This is a genomic window from Marinilabilia rubra, from assembly GCF_003121985.1.
Lineage (GTDB): Bacteria > Bacteroidota > Bacteroidia > Bacteroidales > Marinilabiliaceae > Marinilabilia > Marinilabilia rubra.
Window position 1 is genome coordinate 217,624 of the sequence record NZ_QEWP01000006.1, and the last position, 19,563, is coordinate 237,186.

The 19,563-nt window shown below is 43.8% G+C and carries 14 protein-coding genes; 2 read left to right on the forward strand and 12 right to left on the reverse strand.

The window, feature by feature from the left end; genetic code table 11:
* Positions 1-603: 603 nt before the first annotated feature.
* The 6 genes from DDZ16_RS09640 to DDZ16_RS09665 all read right to left on the reverse strand — a co-directional run bounded on the left by DDZ16_RS09640 (position 604) and on the right by DDZ16_RS09665 (position 12,256).
* Positions 604-1,068 (reverse strand): transposase, encoded by a 465-nt coding sequence (locus DDZ16_RS09640; RefSeq protein ID WP_109264240.1) that lies wholly within the window; start codon positions 1,066-1,068, stop codon positions 604-606.
* Positions 1,069-1,916: 848 nt separating this feature from the next.
* The gene (locus DDZ16_RS09645) at positions 1,917-3,353 is read right to left on the reverse strand and encodes a DUF5723 family protein (RefSeq protein ID WP_109264304.1); all 1,437 of its coding nucleotides are present in this window, start codon (positions 3,351-3,353) and stop codon (positions 1,917-1,919) included.
* A gap of 42 nt (positions 3,354-3,395) precedes the next feature.
* Positions 3,396-5,030: a hypothetical protein gene (locus DDZ16_RS09650; protein ID WP_109264241.1), complete on the reverse strand. Its 1,635-nt coding sequence runs from the start codon at positions 5,028-5,030 to the stop codon at positions 3,396-3,398.
* Between the two features lie 126 nt (positions 5,031-5,156).
* Complete coding sequence (locus tag DDZ16_RS09655) at positions 5,157-7,634, reverse strand: OmpA family protein (RefSeq protein WP_109264242.1); 2,478 nt, start codon at positions 7,632-7,634, stop codon at positions 5,157-5,159.
* 215 nt (positions 7,635-7,849) lie between these two features.
* Complete coding sequence (locus DDZ16_RS09660; protein WP_109264243.1) at positions 7,850-9,559, reverse strand: S41 family peptidase; 1,710 nt, start codon at positions 9,557-9,559, stop codon at positions 7,850-7,852.
* 192 nt (positions 9,560-9,751) lie between these two features.
* Positions 9,752-12,256 (reverse strand): YfhO family protein, encoded by a 2,505-nt coding sequence (locus tag DDZ16_RS09665; RefSeq protein WP_109264244.1) that lies wholly within the window; start codon positions 12,254-12,256, stop codon positions 9,752-9,754.
* A 240-nt stretch (positions 12,257-12,496) separates the two neighbouring features.
* Between DDZ16_RS09665 and DDZ16_RS09670 the strand changes: the two genes are divergently transcribed.
* The gene (locus DDZ16_RS09670; protein ID WP_109264245.1) at positions 12,497-12,802 is read left to right on the forward strand and encodes a YciI family protein; all 306 of its coding nucleotides are present in this window, start codon (positions 12,497-12,499) and stop codon (positions 12,800-12,802) included.
* A 44-nt stretch (positions 12,803-12,846) separates the two neighbouring features.
* On the opposite strand, the gene DDZ16_RS09675 is transcribed toward DDZ16_RS09670, so the two are convergent.
* Complete coding sequence (locus tag DDZ16_RS09675; protein ID WP_109264246.1) at positions 12,847-13,128, reverse strand: acylphosphatase; 282 nt, start codon at positions 13,126-13,128, stop codon at positions 12,847-12,849.
* Between the two features lie 98 nt (positions 13,129-13,226).
* On the opposite strand from DDZ16_RS09675, the gene DDZ16_RS09680 reads away from it, so the two are divergent.
* Positions 13,227-14,339 carry a glycosyltransferase gene (locus DDZ16_RS09680; RefSeq protein WP_109264247.1) on the forward strand — a complete coding sequence of 371 codons (1,113 nt, stop codon included), beginning with the start codon at positions 13,227-13,229 and terminating at the stop codon, positions 14,337-14,339.
* A gap of 14 nt (positions 14,340-14,353) precedes the next feature.
* On the opposite strand, the gene DDZ16_RS09685 is transcribed toward DDZ16_RS09680, so the two are convergent.
* The 5 genes from DDZ16_RS09685 to truB all read right to left on the reverse strand — a co-directional run bounded on the left by DDZ16_RS09685 (position 14,354) and on the right by truB (position 19,538).
* A complete protein-coding gene (locus DDZ16_RS09685) occupies positions 14,354-15,058 on the reverse strand; it encodes a phosphoadenylyl-sulfate reductase (RefSeq protein WP_109264248.1) in 705 nt (234 codons plus the stop codon).
* 356 nt (positions 15,059-15,414) lie between these two features.
* Positions 15,415-16,446: an ATP-dependent 6-phosphofructokinase gene (locus DDZ16_RS09690; RefSeq protein WP_109264249.1), complete on the reverse strand. Its 1,032-nt coding sequence runs from the start codon at positions 16,444-16,446 to the stop codon at positions 15,415-15,417.
* Between the two features lie 114 nt (positions 16,447-16,560).
* Positions 16,561-17,421 (reverse strand): universal stress protein, encoded by an 861-nt coding sequence (locus DDZ16_RS09695; RefSeq protein ID WP_109264250.1) that lies wholly within the window; start codon positions 17,419-17,421, stop codon positions 16,561-16,563.
* Between the two features lie 116 nt (positions 17,422-17,537).
* A complete protein-coding gene (gene queA, locus DDZ16_RS09700) occupies positions 17,538-18,587 on the reverse strand; it encodes a tRNA preQ1(34) S-adenosylmethionine ribosyltransferase-isomerase QueA (protein ID WP_109264251.1) in 1,050 nt (349 codons plus the stop codon).
* A 156-nt stretch (positions 18,588-18,743) separates the two neighbouring features.
* Positions 18,744-19,538 carry a tRNA pseudouridine(55) synthase TruB gene (gene truB / locus DDZ16_RS09705; RefSeq protein WP_109264252.1) on the reverse strand — a complete coding sequence of 265 codons (795 nt, stop codon included), beginning with the start codon at positions 19,536-19,538 and terminating at the stop codon, positions 18,744-18,746.
* Between the last annotated feature and the right edge of the window lie 25 nt (positions 19,539-19,563).

Sequence of the window (19,563 nt, forward strand, 5' to 3'; positions counted from 1 at the left end):
GTCTTTGTTTTCAATCAATGCATATGCAAACCTTTCAGTTTTGCACAAAAGCATAAAGAGGCATTGAAAAAAAGAATTTCACATTAAATGTAGGACTTTTACAAGTATGTTATGCATTATTACGCGACTTCTTTAAACAACACAGGCCTATATAGCCGGCATCTAAATTCTAAAAACGCAGAGCGGTGAAAGAACGTTAACAACATCCCATGAATGGAGCATCAATGAGCCGCGGAGCGGTGGTGGAACGGTAAAAAAACTATGATGGCAGCCACATGAAGCTGCGGAGCTGCGACAGAAGTCAATCGCAGCTTCGCAGCTTATGGCGGGTTTATTGACCGGTACCCATTACCGCTCGTCCGCCGCTCCGCGGCTTGGATTGATTGGGGGCATGCTTTTCTTTCTACCACTATAGCGCCGCTCCGCGGCTTTGGGTGTTTTGGAGATACGATTACCTGTCGATCTTTAGCAGCCCCGGGGTTTAACAGGCCCATAAAGTCGGCGATTAAATCCGCAAACCGCGGAGCGGTGGCGGAACGGTAACTGCATGACAAGAACAGAGCAACAATTAACCGCTGAGCGGTGACGGAAGAGTATACTATCTTAATCAAAAAAGTCAAACAGGTACTCATTCTTAAACTCTATTCCATATTTTTCTAACATTCCAAGATATTCCTCTCTGAAAGTTACTTTCCGGTGGTGTTCTTTCTGCCCATCAATGTACCTGATCACATTTGATCTTTGTGACCGTGAATAAGAGAAACCTCCGTATCCCGGTTGCCATCCAAACACGCCGGGCAGAAACCGGTTCTTATTAATCCACCCCGAAGAGCCTGTTTTCAGATCTCTGACAATATCCGATACACTCTGTTTTGGATTCAACTCAAAAAACAGATGAGCATGATTAAGATAGCCATTTATAGCGAGAGGAAAATGCCCGCTATCTTTTAATATCCCTCCGAAATACTCATAGAGCCTCCCTTCAAAAACACGGTTGATTACATTTTCCCGTTTTGCCACTGCAAATACCAGGTGAATATTAAATTGAGTGTAGGTGTTAGGTTTCATAAGCTATATTAATTAGAAAGGTGCTGCTTTGCAGCTGGTTTTATCCTAAAGATAATCTTTTTCTGCCAATCTGTCGCAGCTCCGGAGCTTAATTGCGTCCATACAGCCAACCTTTTACCACTCTGCCGCAGCTCCGCGGCTTTAACAGGTCCATAACACCGGGTATAAATTCACAGAACCGCAGAGCGGTGACGGAACGGTAACAACATGCCATGAATGGAGCAACAATTAGCCGCGGAGCGGTGGCAGAACGGTAAAAAAACAATGATGGCAGTCACATGAAGCTGCGGAGCTGCGATACAAGCGTATTCTTTTTTCGGACGCAGCTCCGCAGCTTAGATCATTCTTACAATTTCTTTCTTTCTAACACTCTGTCGCCGCTCCGCGGCTTTGGCCGTCTCCATTGACCGATATCTATTACCGATCGTTCGCCGCTCCGCGGCTTTAACAGGTCCATTACACCGGCGTATAAATTCACAGAACCGCAGAGCGGTGACGGAACGGTAACAGCAGGCCATGAATGGAGCAACAAAGAACCGCGGAGCGGTGGCAGAACGGTAAAAAAACAATGATGGCAGTCACATGAAGCTGCGGAGCTGCGATACAAGCGTATTCTTTTTTCGGACGCAGCTCCGCAGCTTGGTGGATGCATACCTATTTCGTTTCTACCGATCTGTCGCCGCTCTGCGGCTGTGGTTGTTTTGGGGGCATGCTTTTCTACCGATCTGTCCCCGCTCCGCAGCCTGTTGTAGTAGGGGAATATATTCGAGCTACCACTCCATCGGCTCTCCGCGGCTTAAAACAACGACCTTTCCACCAACCACTGATTACTGTTTACTAACCACAGATCACTGACCTCTGGCCGATAGCATAGGCTCGTCGCGGTATCCATGGCGACCAAAAATAAGATTGAGACCGAACCGGAGGTTCAGGTCTTTATGTTTGTAAGGCATTGCTGTTGATTCGCCATCGTCGAACGAAACGTTGGCGTAACGCGCAGGCATGTAATCGGCGGCCAGGTACAATTGCAGCGGACCGGCCAGAAATGAAAGAGCTCCGCCCAATCCGCCGGCCCCTTTAATTCGCTGACTGTAATTCAGGTTGAGCGCCACAAAGCTGTATGGCTGAATATTGGCTGAGAGACTGAAGTCCTGACGGAAATTGTACTTCTGAAACAAACTGCGTGACAAAAAGCCGAAAGACACCGAAGGCGTCCACTGATAAGAAGCTCCCACAAACATGGAAGGCGACAAAGGCACACTGAATTTCTCGTGCTTCACATCGTAATCAATAACTGTCTCTAGAGAATCAGCGATGTCCTCAAATGCCTGTTCTATGACCTCTTCATCAGTATCGTCGACCGCAATACCATCGAAAGCGTAAGTACCGTTGAACGATAAACTGTTCAGTTCTTCCTTAAACTTCACATAGCCAAGATTGGTTAATGCGGCCGAAAATGTCAACTGATCCGAAAACTCATACACAGCACCAAAGTCAAAAGCCATTCCGCCGTTTTTAAAAGAGGTGAAGTACTCCGAAGTTTCACTGTCAGTAAGGTCTTTGCCTTCGATGGACTCCGGAAAATCGCCGGGCTCACCTTCCGTTACCTCCAGGGGTGCCGAGGTATAAATGGTCCCATCCACATTGACATCCCACTGAGTACGACCCGTATTGAGTTCAAAGCTATTGATATCCGTCACCCCGCCGGCGATGCCAAACAGAGGCTTAAACTTCATCCCAAAAGTCCATTTGTCGTTCCATTCACGGCTGTAACCAAAGGCCAGTTCATGATAGGCAGCCTGCTTCATGCGCATGGTCGAGAAATCGAAACTCTGTCCGTCGGGAAATCCGGCATCGGAAATCTTGAAAAGATCGGCAGGCATACCCATCTGAGTGACGTTTCGTATGCCCAGCGTAAAAGTGAGGTAGTCTTTACCCGAGCGGAAGCCAAATCCTAAAATATCGGCATTGACATTCTGGTTTATGTTGGCCGATTTTCCGATGACGTTGTACAGATCGTCGTAGTTGAAACGGGCGCTCAGTGGCGTCACCCATTCCGAGCCCTGCTCCTGAAAAACATCGTTGAAAGCCATGTCACTTTGCATGGCAGCCCCCACCTGTGGCAGGGCAAAAAAGCCATTGGCCCGGGGTTGCATAGCCGGATTAATCTGGGAAGACTGCGGAATGGTTTCCATGAAATAAAGCCCCATGGGCATTTGCGCCCCTCCAGGCAACAGAAATACAAAAGCTATGAAAAGGGTCAGTATATATTTTTTAATCTGCATTTTGCTCAATTTTTTCTGATGAAACATTAAAGATTCAAGTCCTTAAAATGATGGGATTTTACCTGTTCCTTCGAATGATACCACAGCCCGGAAGTCCATATCTTCATAAATCCGGATGTAATCGTCACCGCCGGTATTAAAATCGGTTTCAATCACAATGTTCATAGCATTTTGATCGAGGAACTGATCAATCTGATCACCGGAAACAGTTATGGTAAAAGTAGTTTGTTTGGCTTCTGTCACTTTTCCTGTCTCACCATCAGGCACACCTGCAGCAATAACACTGGTTGAAGCCTCCAACAGGTCATCGATTTTGTTGCCGTTGCCATCAATTACATAAGCACCGGCCGATATATCCACAGGTATCTTACTGAAAAAATCAAAATAAACAGTGAATTCTTGCAGCTCTCTTACATCCTCATCGTCTTCCCCCACCATGTCATTAAAATCAAAATCTACCGTATCTGTGCGATTATATGCACTGGTCTTGAAGTAGGCGGGCAACACTACATTCATGGTTCCGTTCAAAACATTATCGGGCCCCATAAAATTAAAGGTTTGAGGATCCTGCGTGGGATTGGACTCTGAGAATACATCAAACTCCATTCGCCGGGGATAAGAATTAACAATATCAACTATATTGGAAGGCGTTTCTTTATTAATGCGCAGAGAGGTTGTTGTCGGTTCAACGGGATTGGCATAAGTGGCCGCTTCCAAAGTCATATCAATAAAGGGATTACCATCCACTGTCAAAGGCTCCGAATAAGGCGTGCCATCCTCCATGTAGAAGTTCATATTTTCCACACGCACATTGAATGGTACTCCGATACCACTGTTTACTTCCAGATTGAGAAATACATTTCCAAACTCAATGGACTGCTCTTCGAGTAATTCAAGATCATCAAAAACATCAAAGACCAGTTCTTCGCTTCGAACCGGGGACGTCTGATTACCAAAATAACCGAAAGTCATGCCCGGCTGCATATTGGTCAACTGAAAATCCAACGCCACATCTCCTACAGCTACATTTGTGAGATCCATTGCGGTGATTACCGAGAGGTAACTCGAATCGGGGGCCTGTGAAGGCTCCACCTGCATGCCGGACAAATCTTCGTTTATGTCGAAAACATAAGTGGTTTCAGTAACATCAAAAGTATATGTCAACGGGGTTCCGTTGTCTGTCACCTCGGGAATGGTTACCGATGCTGTTCCGGTAGTTCCGGGAGGAAATCGCAACTGAGCAACAAGAAGTCCGTTATCCATATTCAAACTGTCGTAACGCACATCGTCACGATTATTGAGTCGAACCTTCTCTGTGAAGGATACATTTGCAGCAGCCTTGAGCTGGGACGAAGGAAAAGGGATGCCTTCGGTTGGGGAAAAAGACCAGGATTCCGAGACATCAGGAATAGATACCAGGGTTTCCCATTCAATGTCCACGGTTTGATCGTATGAAACATTGACCAGCCCCTGCTCATCAACAAACACATATTCATTATCCAGATCGGCCAGCAAATCGGCAATCTCATAGGTTATCTCTCCAGCCGGGGCAGCAATTTCTATTTCGCGGTTGTCATCTGTGTTATCGGTATTCACCACAATATCGTCATCCTGACAGCCGGCAAACAAAATGACTGCTGCTGGTAACACGGTTTTTAAAACATCTGCAATCTTCATATTTCAACAATTTTCAACTTTTCTTTCTTCAAATGGTCTCATTTCCTAAACCAACTCTTAGTCATTGGTTTCTTATAGACGCAAGATGTTGCGTCCCTACTGATCACTATTCTCTATAACTATCCACTATTCAATCACCTTAATTTCCACGCGCCGGTTTTTGGCACGGCCTTCAGGCGTGGTATTGGGGGCTATGGGTTGATCAAATCCGTACCCCTCATATTCGATGCGATCGGGATCGATGCCCTGCGACTCGAGGTAACGTTTTACGCTGAGGGCACGCGATTTTGACAATTTCTTATTGAGGGAGGCCGAACCGGTATTGTCGGAATGTCCCGACACCTCAATGCGAATCGAAGGATTCTCATTCAGCAGACGCACCAAACGGTTAAGCTCAGGGTATGATTCGGCCATCAGCGTAGCTTTACCCGATGTAAACAGAATGTCTTCGGCCACGATACGGGCTCCTGTCAGCATGGGCTGCAATGTAATATTCTGAACCTTGAGAGTAGAATCGGGATTAAACTGCACCGAAAGGTTGTTAAAGAAATATCCGTCAGCATTGACCTCCACCAAAAAAGGCCCGGTTTGATATACAGTAAATGAATAATTCCCGGTGGTGGAATCTGCATAAGCCACCAGAAGGGCTTCCTCTGCACCCGGCTCATAAACAGCCAGCTCAGCCGGTACCTCATCATTGGTCTTCTCTTCAATCACTTTTCCGCTGAGCGTGTATTCTTTCAGACTCTTCTCCATTTCAATGTCTTTCACCTCTGAAGAAGCCAGGGTGTTTTTCAACATCAGGTCAAACGTTTGACGATAAAAATGATGAGCGGTTACTTCCATTTCCATATTGGATTTATCCTCAAAAGTAATGCTGTAAGAACCGGTTTCAGCATCGGAGAAAATTCGATGGGTGATCGAATCCTTGCTCGTCGGTCGGAATACAATCTCTGCCTGCACAGGCTTCTGAGTGTCCACATCGGTAATAACTCCTTTGATGGTATATGGATGCTTCAGTTTTTCCAGCACAAAATCCTCAGTCAGTGCGGCGTCTCTCCGTGTGGGGTTGATGATGGATGCAAGCGTCATTTTAAAACCTTCGGCGCTTATCTGCAACTGGTAACTTCCGGTATCTTCCAAAGCGATCAGGTATTCACCCGTCACAGAATCGGTCCAGGCCGCCTTTACAGGTTCATGCTTTACGGTATCCACCACCGAAACTTTGGCAAAAAGTGGAGATTCAGATGATTTTTCCGTGATTTCTCCCGCAATGGTAAATGGAATGCGGGTGTCCTTTTTTATTTTATAGAGATCGAGTCCACCAAACCCACCAGCCCGCGAAGAGGCCACAAAAACGGTGAGCGAATCGGAGGTTGGGAAATAAAAGAGGTCGTCGTAACCACTGTTGTATGGCTGGCCGATATTTACCGGCATCATCCAGTCGCCATCGCGGTTTTTCTCCGATTTGTAAATGTCGAAACCACCAAATCCCGGATGACCTTCAGAGGCAAAATAAAGGGTGCTGCCATCGGGCGTTACATAAACGGCTTCTTCATCCAAATCGGTATTCAGAGCGGTTAAATTCTTTGGTCTGGAGAAACGCGACTTTCCACGCCTTTTGGCAGTCCAGATGTCTTTGCCACCTTTTCCTTTACGGTGATCGGTAACGAAAAAGACAACGCGGTCTTCAGTCTCAGTAAAAGTGGTTTCCTTATAGATTTTATGATCGATGCGACCGCCCAGATTCCTGGGTCTTTTGGCTTTCTTTCCGCCGATATCAGATACACTGATGTGGCCTCCACTCTTTTTTCCTTCGTAAATATAGAGGGATTCCTTATCGGGAGAAATTCCGGAAACGGCTGTATTAAAGCGGGAATTGAGACGACCAACCTCGACCCCCTCAGATGCTTCCCCATTAACGAAAGCAGCTTCTAAAACGCGTTCCTCGAAGTTTTCACGGCCGACGGGAATGTCAGGCAATCTATCGGGACGGCGGGTGGTAAAAAAGATGCGCTCATGCTGCGGGTCTTCTACGGGAGCATACTCGTCGTAGTAACTGTTTACAGCCGGCCCCATATTAAACACAAAAGCCGGAACAGAATCAGTGGCATTGCGCTCACCAAATTCACATTCGTTAAGTAGCTGATTGAATTGTGACCGGAATTGTTTTTTCTTCCAGCCAGGAAGGGTATTGTTATAATTTTCGAAGGCCTCACGAGCACGGCTGAATTTCAATTCGGCACGATAGGCATACCCCAGCAGCAGATAGTAGTCATCAGCTACCGAGGGTAAGCTCTCTTCTAAATACCTTGAGGCCTGATCTGGCTGTCCGCCTAACAAGGCACTTACTCCCAATTTGTAGTTGAGAGGGGCCGATTCGGTGGTAACTTCATACAAATCGTAATAAGCCCGATAGCTGCCTTCATAGTAGCCATCACGGTAAAATTTATCTCCTTCGGATAACTTCTCCTCAATAAAGGCTTCTCCAACTTCACCCGAGTTCGATATTAGTTTTTCCTCGTCAATTTTAGGATTCTCCTGCGAATACGCCGGAATTACAGAAAGCGCTATCAGCAATAGCGAAACATACAAAATTTTCATAATAGTTTTCGTTTGAAATATTCCCGGAAAGGGCAAAATCAATCAATCTCACAAAAAAACAACATTCCCGGTACACCGAAAAAAATTGTCCACTAACTTTACGTTAATCTTGACAAAAGGTTTATTCGAACTTTCTGATGTTAAGGTCAATAAAAAAACCGGAAAGAACTTGTCTTGCTCTTTCCGGTTTAGATAAATTATTGTAATTCTAACATTTACCTCTTGCGACGATCGCCGGCATGACTTAGAACTGTTCCTTTTAAAATGCCTTCATATTCCCCAATGTCATTCATTATTTCCAATGCCTGATCCAGCACCTTATCATCCTGAAGGGCATGCTTTACAGCTCCTTTCTGATAATAGTATCGGGTGAGCAATTCATTGGCCAACAAATCATCTACTTCATCCCTGAAGTTTTTCAAGTCATAAGAAACGCTCACATTCAGCTTCTCTTCGAGGTCTTCAAACGTCTCATTGTTGATTTCGTAATAGCCTTCTTCTTTGGCTGCTTCAACCAGCTTCTTAAAGCGCTCCCGACTCTCGGATGTATATTTAAAATCTTCCAGGGAAGTAATGTATTCACTGAAATCGGTGTAAATAGCATCAGAGATCTCAAACTCTTCCGGAGAAGGGATCGCTTCATGCTCAGCGGTGAAGATATTAGCATAATCGAAGATGGCTTGCTGAGCAATCAATGCAAAGGTTATATTACTCATTTTATCGTGCTCAACTAATAAATCGGGAGAGATCCCTCCACCATCGTAGACTGTACGACCATTCTCCGTTTGGAATTCGCTTATCAGCGAATCGGGCACATAGCCAACACTTCCGTCTTCGTTGCGATGCGAATAATCCATTGCCTGAATACATCTGCCGCTGGGAATGTAATATTTGGCAGTAGTAACTTTCAGCTTGGCACTGTAAGGCAGGTTGCGGGTTGTTTGTACCAGACCTTTACCAAAGGAACGATTGCCTACAATTACCCCTCTGTCATGATCCTGAATAGCACCGGCTACAATCTCAGAAGCAGAAGCTGAGCCACGATTAATAAGAACAGCCAATGGAATAACGGTATCCACAGGTGCTTTGGAAGCGCGGTAGACTTTATCCCATTGCTCAATTTTACCTTTGGTGCTCACCACTTCAGAGCCACGGGGCAAAAAGAGGTTGGCCAGTTTCACGGCTTCGTCCATCAAGCCACCGGGGTTGCCACGTAAGTCAAGAATGATTTTCTCTGCACCCCGGTTCTTTTTAAGATCCGTCAGTGCTTTTTCCACCTCCCGGGCACAATTGCGGGTGAAATTATTCAGAATGATGATTCCGGTTTCATTGTCAACCATTCCGTAATAAGGCACCGGATTGATTTGTATATTCTTCCGGGTGATAGTGATTTCAAGAGGCTCCTCAACACCATATCTTTTTACAGTTACATTTACCTCTGTATTGGCAGGTCCCTTGAGTTTGTTGCTGACATCTTCAGTCTTTTTACCCTCCATGTCATCTCCGTCAATGGCCAGAATTTTGTCACCGGCTTTCAGTCCTGCTTTATCTGCGGGAAAGCCCTCATATGGCTGCGATACATACACAAAATCATCGCGTCGGGTAATTAAGGCGCCAATTCCGGCATACTCCCCGGTAGTCATGAAATTAAAATCATCCATCTCCGACTCAGGAATATAAGTGGTATACGGATCCAATGATTCCAACATGGCATTAATGCCCTCTTCCACCAATTCATCGGGATGAGTCTCTTCCACGTAGTAAGTGTTGAGTTCCCGGAAAAGTGAGTAAAAAATATCAAGGTTCTTTACAATTGAAAAGTTTTTCTCCTCGTTGCCGGCCGTCACAAAACCCAGCGAAATGATGAGACCGATGGCTACTGCACCTGTCCATCCTATCCATTTTTTTCCTCTGAACTTCTTCATTATTTTCATTTATTGTTTATGCGTTTCTTTAAAATCCATCCCTGCAATTCAACAGAAATCATGCCAGGGGCTATTTGGGGTTATAAGGCTGCACTGTTTGCACAGGTTGCTGTTCCTGTAATTTCTGTATAGGCGCAATATATATTTTGCGCCATCTGCTATCCACTATTGCTATTCTCTAATTTCTATCGTCTATTCCTTACCAAACAATTTTGTGCGGTATATCCAGATCAGATACAGGCCAAATATTACAACCAGGATGCCACCGGCATATGCCATGGTGTTGGCGGTACTGACGGATTGTGGTTCGAAGCGAAACTCCACTTTGTGTTCTCCGACGGGCACCATAATGGCCCTCAGAGTGTAATTAACCCGCTTGATCTCCACCTGTTCGCCATCGATATAAGCATTCCATCCTTTGGGGTAATAGATATCGCTGAAAACAGTGAGTTTCTCACCAGGGGCATTGATCTCATATTTTAAATGATCGGGTGCATAACTTGTCAGTGAAATGCTTCCTCCTTTCTGAGCATTTTGATACGACCCCCACTCTCCTACTCTGTCCTGACGCAGGATGGCCGTCTTCTGCAAATCAACATTCCCTAATCCAGCCAGTTCTTCCTGAGCCGATGAAACAGTCTTAACATCATTAACAAACCAGGCATCCCCATAGTTGTGTGGATTCATCAGAGGCGATTGTCCGGGATGATAAATGATGTACTTCGTGTTCAACATATTCAAAACCGGCATATCAGCCAGCATCTCTTCTGCTTCACCGGGACCCCCTCCGTTACGAAAATGCCCCATTAAAGTTTGCCAGTTTTTTTGCAGATAGAAGTCAATTACATCCTGATAAATCCTCAATTTGGCACCATGGTATCCACCAATAGATTTGTGATAGTAGGATGTTCCTACTTCGGTAAACGGATTCCGGTAAATGGAAAACACCCGGTAGTAAGCATCCCGGTCCTGCAGAATTTCCTTATCCGCTTTACTCTTCTGAAATTGTTGGTTCATTTGTCGGGGAGCCACAAAATCATCACCGCTCAGGTAACGCTTGTCTACAGCCCAAAGATCTATGATTACCAGTAATGCCAGACCCGGAAGCAGGTATTTTTTCGAAAGGCGGTTGGTAGCATACAACCACATAGATCCGCTCCCCAGAAGGATAAAGAAGAATGAACGAATGGCATCTGCCTTCAATAGCCCAATTCGGGCAGACTTCATATTGCGGATAATCTCATCTATGGCTGCTGCCTGGTTGGGCATACTTTGTTTTTGCCGGGCCAGGGCTGCCACTTCCTGATCACTCATAAAGTTAAAAAAGAAATCAGGAATCAGATACAGCAACAAAGCTAATCCACCGGTCAAACCAAAGGCTGCAAGATATTTTCCACTCTGCTCACGGATCAGAGCCGGGTTGTCCAGAACTTTTTTAAGCCCCAGCATGCTCAGCAGCGGGATGGTAAACGTAGCAATAACCAGTGTCATCTCAACCGTTCGAAATTTGTTGTAAAGCGGAAATACATCGAACATAAAATAGTTGAACCACTCAAGGTTTTTACCCCATGCCAACAGAATCGAAAGAACAGTGGCTGCCACCAGCCACCATTTTTCGCGACCTTTATAAAAAAATAACGACAGCACAAAGAAGAAACATATCAACGCGCCGACATATACCGGTCCCGAGGTAAAAGGCTTACTTCCCCAATATTGCGATTGTCCCCCCACAACCTCGCGGAAACGTGGAGCCACGTCTTTCATAGCACGCGGACTCTGGGAGATGGCCTGAGATGCTCCACCCATCACATTGGGTACCAGAAGGGTCAGTGTTTCCGCTTTGCCATAACTCCAGGAAAAGGCATAATCGCGATCCAGTCCGGCATCCGTTTCTCCCTCTTTGGAGGAGGATTCCAACTCTGAAGGTCCTCGAATACTAAACTTTCCGTATTCATATGTAGGCAGAAGGTGTGGTAAATTGGGCAGAATAGCCAGAACCGCTGCGGCTACTAATACAGCCGCTTTCTTCATGAAATCTGAGAGATGTCCGTCAATCCAGGCATAAATAAACCGGCTGATCATCAAAACAAGTACCAATAAAAACAGGTAGTAGGTAATTTGAACGTGATTGTAGGCCAGATGAGCGCCAAGAGCAACAGCTGTAAAAAAAGCCCCCACCCATCTGTTGCGGTTCAGGGTATAAAGTATTCCTGCAATAACGGGCCCCATGAGGGCTATTGCATAGGCTTTGGTGATATGCCCGGCAATGATAATGATGATATTGTATGAGCCGAAAGCAAAGGCAACAGCTCCCAGAATAGCAAGCCAGCGGCCTGTTTTCATACTTCGGAGTAAAACATAGAAACCAAGCAGGTAAAGAAACAAAATGGCTGCAGTGTGATAGGGCAGTCCCACCCTGAAAAAACGGTTTAGTTTACTGAAAATATTGGCCGAAGAATCCCCTTTGATTTGATAGGCAGGCATACCTCCAAACATGGAATTGGTCCAATGGGCACTTTCACCGGTGGCCGCTTCATGTTCATTCAACTCCTGAGCCATCCCAATGGCGTGGGTGTTATCCATTTGCGGAAGTTCAAATCCTTTAAGAACGGGGCTGAAATAGGCAAGACTTAAAGCCGCAAAAAGGGCTGTTATGCCCAGAAAAAAAAGTACGGGTTTTAGCTTCTGAAAACTCATAAATTCAAAATTTGCTTTTTAGATCTTTCCGGAGACGTTGTTTTTACCGGATTCTGTCAATTACCTGATTGAGATAATCCAGCATCACTTACCTCCATTACGGGAAAATAATTCAACAGTTAATGATTTTAAGCCTGAAAGATACACAAAGTTTGTGAGGCGGCATTTTTTCATGCTGAAACTTTAAATTTTCGGGTCCGTATATGATGCTTTAAAAACAAGATAATTTTCACCGGCCCTATGTTTATTATATTAATCCATTTCCGAAAATCAGATTCACAGATTGATTACTACAACGAAGATCACAAGCAATTTCTTAAGGAAAACATCGCAGAAGGAAACTTTATAACCGCAGGAATGCGGTCTCCAAAAACCGGGGAAGCCATTCTTTCGTGCATTGATGATTTGGAATCCCTTCAAATAATTCTATCCGAAGATCCCTTCTATAAACAAAGGATTGGACAGTATGAAATCATTGAATTCACCCCAGATATGACCTGCAACCAGATGCAGGAGTATATGGACACCCATGATGAGAATTGTTAGACAGAGAAGCGTATACATTCTTACCATAAAGGTATTTTTCCAAATCAATAATCGTCACAGTGCCTGATTCGAAAGCGGGTATACCCATATGCCGTCACATCCTGAATATGAAAACTATCCACTCTTGATTGCGGGGGCCCCTGACGACATACCTCAAGAAATTTATCAAGTCTTTCTGACTCTGCTTCGGCATCCACCTCAACATTCCCACCCGGGATATTTTTCACATACCCCTTAATCCCAAATCGATGGGCATTTTCCTGAACAAAATAACGAAATCCAACTCCCTGAACCCTGCCTCCTATGATTACTCTGACACGTTTCATAACCAAAATAATTCAAAAAATACAGACAATTAAAAAATGACAAATACGTTTACAAAATACTATTTTAGCAAAGACAAATTAGGGAAGATTCAAGATTTATGCAAAACAAAACCCTGCACATTGTTAGCCTGACAATCCCATATCCGGCAAATTACGGAGGTGTTATTGATATCTGGCATAAATTGAAAGCCCTGCACAACCAGGGCATTAATATTATTCTTCACTGTTTTGTCTATAATCGTGAACCCGATAATGAATTAGAGCGATTTTGTTCCAAAGTTTTTTATTACCCCAGAAAAAGGGCCATTTCCGATCTGTTTTCAACCACCCCTTTCATAATAAAATCAAGAGAAAATAAGGCGTTAGTCAGAAACCTGCAAGCGGACAATTATCCTATACTGCTGGAAGGCGTTCATTGCATGGGAGTTTTAAAAAACACGGAAATTCGTAAACGCGAGGTATGGCTGAGGACCCACAATGTTGAAACGCATTATTATTCAGCACTCCACCAAACAGAAAAAAACTTTTTAAAAAAGCAATATTTCAGACTTGAGGCCATCAAATCCAAAAGATATGAATCCGGAAAATTGCCGGTAAAAGGCATCTTTTCAATTTCTGAAAAAGATCGTGATTTTTTCAAAAGCTTTAATCCCAACACATTGCTTATTACCCCTTTTCATGGTCATGAAAAAGTTTCCGGCATTTCTGAAAAGGGGAATTTCCTGCTTTACCACGCCGATCTTTCGGTTAGTGAAAACCATCAGAATGCTACTTTTCTGGCCGGTATCAGTAACGCATTTCCACTGCCTCTTGTTATTGCAGGCAGAAATCCCTCCCCTGCACTTATTTCTCTTATTGACCAAAACAAAAATGTCTCATTACGAAAAAACGTTGCAGGAGAAAAAATGCGGTCTTTAATTGCCGGGGCAGCCATAATACTATTGCCGGCAAAACAGACCACGGGATTTCGTCTTAAATTACTGGATTCTTTGTTTTTGGGACGACATATTATTGCATCTCCCCAGATGGTGGAAGGAACAGGTCTGAAAAAGGCCTGCCATATTGCAACCACGCAGGAAGAATGGCTGACATTGATCAAGAAGCTCAGCCATACTGACTACTCCGCTGAAGAGCAAGAAAAAAGGATGCAGTATCTACATCCTTTCTCTGACAACATAAATGCCCAAAAAATAATTTCGGAAATATTTTAGAATAAGTGTCTGGCTCAACGTTTATGCAAGCCACATTCTTTACTTTCGGGATTTTCCCACCACCATCGTCCGGCTCTTACATCTTCCCATGATTGGATGGCCCGGGTACATGGCAGGCAACCTATACTTGGAAATCCCTTGTCATGTAATGGATTGTAGGGAACCTTGTGTTCTTTGATATAGTCCCATACATCACTTTCCGACCATTTAGCCAGCGGATTAACTTTAACAAGTCCGTTATTTTCATCCCATTCAACCACCTGAATGCTTTGGCGGGTAATGGACTGCCCGGACCTCAATCCGCAAATCCATGCATCAAGGGTTTTAAACACTCTCTTTAAAGGCTCAATTTTGCGAATTCCACAGCAAAGCTTACGGTTTTCAACACTGTCGTAAAAGAGATTAATTCCTTTGCTATTCACCATTTCCTCCACCTGGTTGTGATCCGGAAACTGAACTTCAATTTTGGTGTTGTATTTTTTGTTGGTACGATCAATCAGATCATAAGTCTCAGGAAACAATCGCCCGGTATCAAGGGTAAAAATACGTGCATCGGGCTTAATCTTCAGCACCATATCAGTAAGCACCTGATCTTCGGCTCCCATACTGGATGAAAGAGCAACCTTATCACCATATTCATTCAAAAACCAGGTTAAAACCTCAGTAGGATCTTTGTCCGGAAATTTCTTATTTAATTCGTCTATCTGAACTTGATTCATCAGTCAAGAATTTAATATTTAAGGCCGAATGCCTGCCAGCAAACAGGGAACATTTGATAATTTAAAACATCTGCTTTAGACAATACTCCTTTAAACTTTTACAATAGATTCGTAATCAATTGATTACAAGATACCTCTTTTGCATTAATGTGCAGGTTTTCAGAATCATACGAATTATCTTACATCTAACGATCTATTGTTAAAGGCAGGTGAAATAAATAAAAGTTCCATGCCCGTTTCAATGAAAACAAACTTTTGTGCAAATGTAATGAATCTCTCAATATTTCAGAGCAAATCATTTCATTTTCGAGCGAGCGAAACCGCCCATTGGCTGAATAAAAACAAAATAAGACAAACTATTTACCTCCCAGACAAACGCCCATTCGAAGAGCTTTGTTAACCAGTCCGCTGGTAGGTTCAACCAGCCGCAACTTTCCTGCAACCTCCTCCAGCGGAACACTTCCGATCTTGTTGCCGTTAATAGCCACCATAACGCCATAAACGTCCTGATGAATCATTTGAGCGGCATAGGATCCGTAACGTGTAGCCAAAATCCGGTCGCCAGGAGTGGGACTACCTCCCCTCTGAATGTAACCCAGTACCGTTTCACGAGTTTCGAGACCGGTCATTTTACGTATCTTTTTGGCAATATAAGCCCCTGCATTCTTCTTTTTGCCGGTTTTAATCCCTTCGGCCACCACTACAATGGAGTAGGGCTTTTTCTTGCGGCTACGCTCCAAAAGGCAATTGGCAACCGCGTCCAAATCATAGTCCAGCTCAGGAATCAAAATAACATCCCCTCCTGCTGCAATTCCTGAGTAAAGGGCAAGCCATCCGGCATTGTGCCCCATCACTTCAATGACCATCACCCGCTTGTGCGAATTGGCGGTGGTATGCAAACGGTCGATGGCTTCAGTGGCGATATTAAGGGCCGTGTCAAATCCGAAAGTAACATCGGTGCCCCACACATCATTGTCAATGGTTTTAGGAATACCCACAATATTAAGCCCTTCACGATGAAGCAGGTTTGCTGTTTTCTGGGTACCGTTTCCCCCAATACAAACGAGGGCATCTAGCCCAAGCTCTTTATAGTTTTGCTTTATTAACTGGGGTTTATCTGATACAATGTCACCTTCCTGTTGTTTGAAAGGTTTCATCCGGGAAGTTCCTAATATTGTTCCTCCCAGCGTCAGTATCCCTGACAGAAGACTTTCGTTGAGTGGGATAACATCTTTTTCCAGAAGTCCGGTAAAGCCGTTTGCAATACCAACCACTTCCATACCATATTCAACAATAGCTGTTTTGCCAATTCCCCGAATGGTAGCATTGATACCGGGGCAATCGCCTCCGGCAGATAAAATTCCTATTTTCTTTTTCTTTTCTCCCATGATACTTGTTTTTTCTTTTCCATTTAAAGAAATAATTCACTCTGGAAAAACATCTCCGGGTCCGGGGTTATGTAGTGTTTCTCAAATGAAACATGTATTGATCGCCAATCCGTCTTAAGGATGAAATACCAACAAAGGAACATCTGTATGAAACAGTATTCTCCTGGTGATTTCCGGGCTGAAAAGCTGGGCAATCATGTTCCGCTTTCGTCGGGTCATGGCTAAAAGATCAATTTTATTTTCATTTACATAGTTTTCGAGAGAAGGAATAAGTTGCTCACTTTGTTCATAAGTGTACTTAAGCTGATGATTCCGATAGGTGGCATCACAATAATCCCTGAATTTTTCCATTTTTCGCTGTTCGTTCTGGTCAGGCTTATGCGAAATGAACCGAACGGCATGAATCTCGGTCTGAAACGGGGTTATCAAACGAATTAACTTATGAATAGAAATGTAATCATTATCTCCAAAATCAGTAATGAATAACACTTTGCTCAAAGCTTCCAGATCAACGGAAGAATCGGCAGGCACAGCAAGAACAGGAACATCGGCCCGCTTCATTACATCGCTGGTAATGCTGCCCAGCAATTCTTTAATGGTCTCTCCTTTGCTTTTGGTACCCATTATGATGACATCGGGATCTACGTCCTTGCTAACCTCTGCAATCACATCCTCGGGATAACCAAACTCGAAACGATTCTCCAATTCGATATTTTTGTCCTGCAGAGAAGTCATTTTGTTGATGGTTTTCTGGCAAAGATCGGCTAACCGGTCTCTGGCATCCTGTTCACGCTTGCGAACATTCTCTTCACTATTGGGCATATCCGGCGGAGATCCTTCTTCAATATCCTCATAATCAGAAAAGGAATGCAAAAGCGTAACCGTGGAAGGAAATTTACCTGCCAATGTAAGCGCATAGGTCAGGGCATTGACCGAATAATCGGTAAAGGTCACTGGAACAAGGATTTTGATCATAGCAAAACGGTTATAGCAACAGCTGGTTTAGGATCAAAAGTTACGAAAAAATATAAAAAAACCCGCATTCCTTTTTTTGAACGCGGGCCATATATTCTATAGTGGTTTCATTCCGTTTAGATGATCAGCATTGCATCTCCGTAAGTTCCAAAACGATACTTTTCCTTTACAGCCGTTTTGTAGGCCTTCATAATCAAATCATAACCCCCAAACGCAGCCACCATCATCAGCAAAGTACTGTAGGGTAAATGAAAGTTGGAAACCATAGAGTCGGCCACACTAAATTCATAAGGCGGGAAAATAAATTTATTGGTCCAGCCTTCGAACGGGTTTACATGGCCATTGGTTGAAACAGAACTTTCAATGGTACGCATTACTGTAGTTCCTACAGCGCAAACACGTTTGCGTTCATCTTTGGCATGATTAATTACCTTTGAAGAATCCTCGGGGATAATAATCTGCTCCGAATCCATCTTATGCTTGGTGAGGTCTTCCACATCTACAGATCGAAAACTTCCCAATCCAACATGCAACGTGACGTATGAAAAATCGACACCCTTGATTTCGAAACGTTTGAGCAATTCACGACTGAAGTGCATTCCTGCAGTAGGTGCTGCAACGGCTCCCTCGTGCTTGGCAAAGATGGTCTGATAACGTTCCCGGTCTTCGGGCTCAACTTTACGGTTGATAAACTTGGGAAGCGGGGTTTCACCAAGACTGTAAAGTGTTTCTTTAAACTCTTCATGAGAACCGTCGAAAAGGAAACGAAGCGTACGTCCGCGTGAAGTAGTGTTATCAATCACCTCTGCAACGAGAGAATCATTTTCTCCGAAATAAAGCTTGTTTCCGATACGGATTTTCCGTGCAGGATCAACCAGCACATCCCATAATCTCTGTTCTTTATTTAATTCACGAAGCAGAAAAACTTCAATTTCAGCTCCTGTTTTTTCTTTATTACCATACAGGCGTGCCGGAAAAACTTTGGTATTATTGAACACCATGACGTCTTTTTCATCGAAATAATCGATAATGTCTTTAAAAACTTTGTGTTCAATTTTACCTGTTTCCTTGTGCACTACCATTAATCGCGACTCATCACGGTTTTGGGAAGGATGCAAGGCAATCAACTCCTCTGGTAATTTGTATTTAAACTTTGACAACTTCATAATGTCGCTTTGTGATTTTGTATGGTTAATTAATCTGTTTTTTCAACACAAAAATAAGCGTAACTTATACGCACAAAATAGCTGTTTGTTTCATTGGAATTAAAATTAATTTTATAGCTCTGTTGTAACCTGGCTTACAGCCATTTTTTATTTTGATCAGTGCTTTTGATTTTGGGCCTGACTATACTCTTCTATCAATCCTTCATTCCACCATTTTTCCTGAAGATGGTCAAACTGTTCATCGAAAGCCGAAATCCCCATGGCATCATTGGCGTCAATACTACCAATCCCGGTTCTTTTTAAACCGGTAAGATGGGCCCCTGAATTCAGAGCAACTCCCAAATCGCGAGCGAATGACCTGATATAGGTTCCTTTGCTGCATTTCACATGAATGGTGGCTTCCCTTTCTTCAAAACTTAACACTTTTAGCTCATGAAAAACCACTTTTCTTGATTTTACTTCAAACTCCTCTCCCCTCCGGGCCATGCTGTAAGCCCGTTTACCATTAATCTTCACCGCTGAAAACTGCGGGGGAATTTGATCCTGCTCGCCCAGAAAACAGGTGAGCGCGGATTTAATTTTAGAAGCCGTAATATGATCTGCAGGATATTCCTGGTCAATGGGTTTCTCCAAATCAAAGGATGCCGTGGTTGCCCCAAATTTGACTCTTGCTTCATAGCTTTTTTCATGCCCCATCAACTCGTCAATCTTCTTCGTGGCTTTTCCGGTACACACCATCACCAATCCTGTTGCAAGAGGGTCCAATGTTCCGGCATGGCCAACTTTCATCTTTTTTATCTTCAACCCATGTTGCAATCGCGACCTGATTTTCTTCACCACATCAAAGGAAGTCCATTCCAGCGGTTTATCAATCAACAACATTAAGCCCTCTGAAAATTGTTTTGGATGATCCAGGGTGCTTAAATCGGTACAAAAATCCTGTAACTGCATCTTTACTCAAATAAAGGAAACAAAT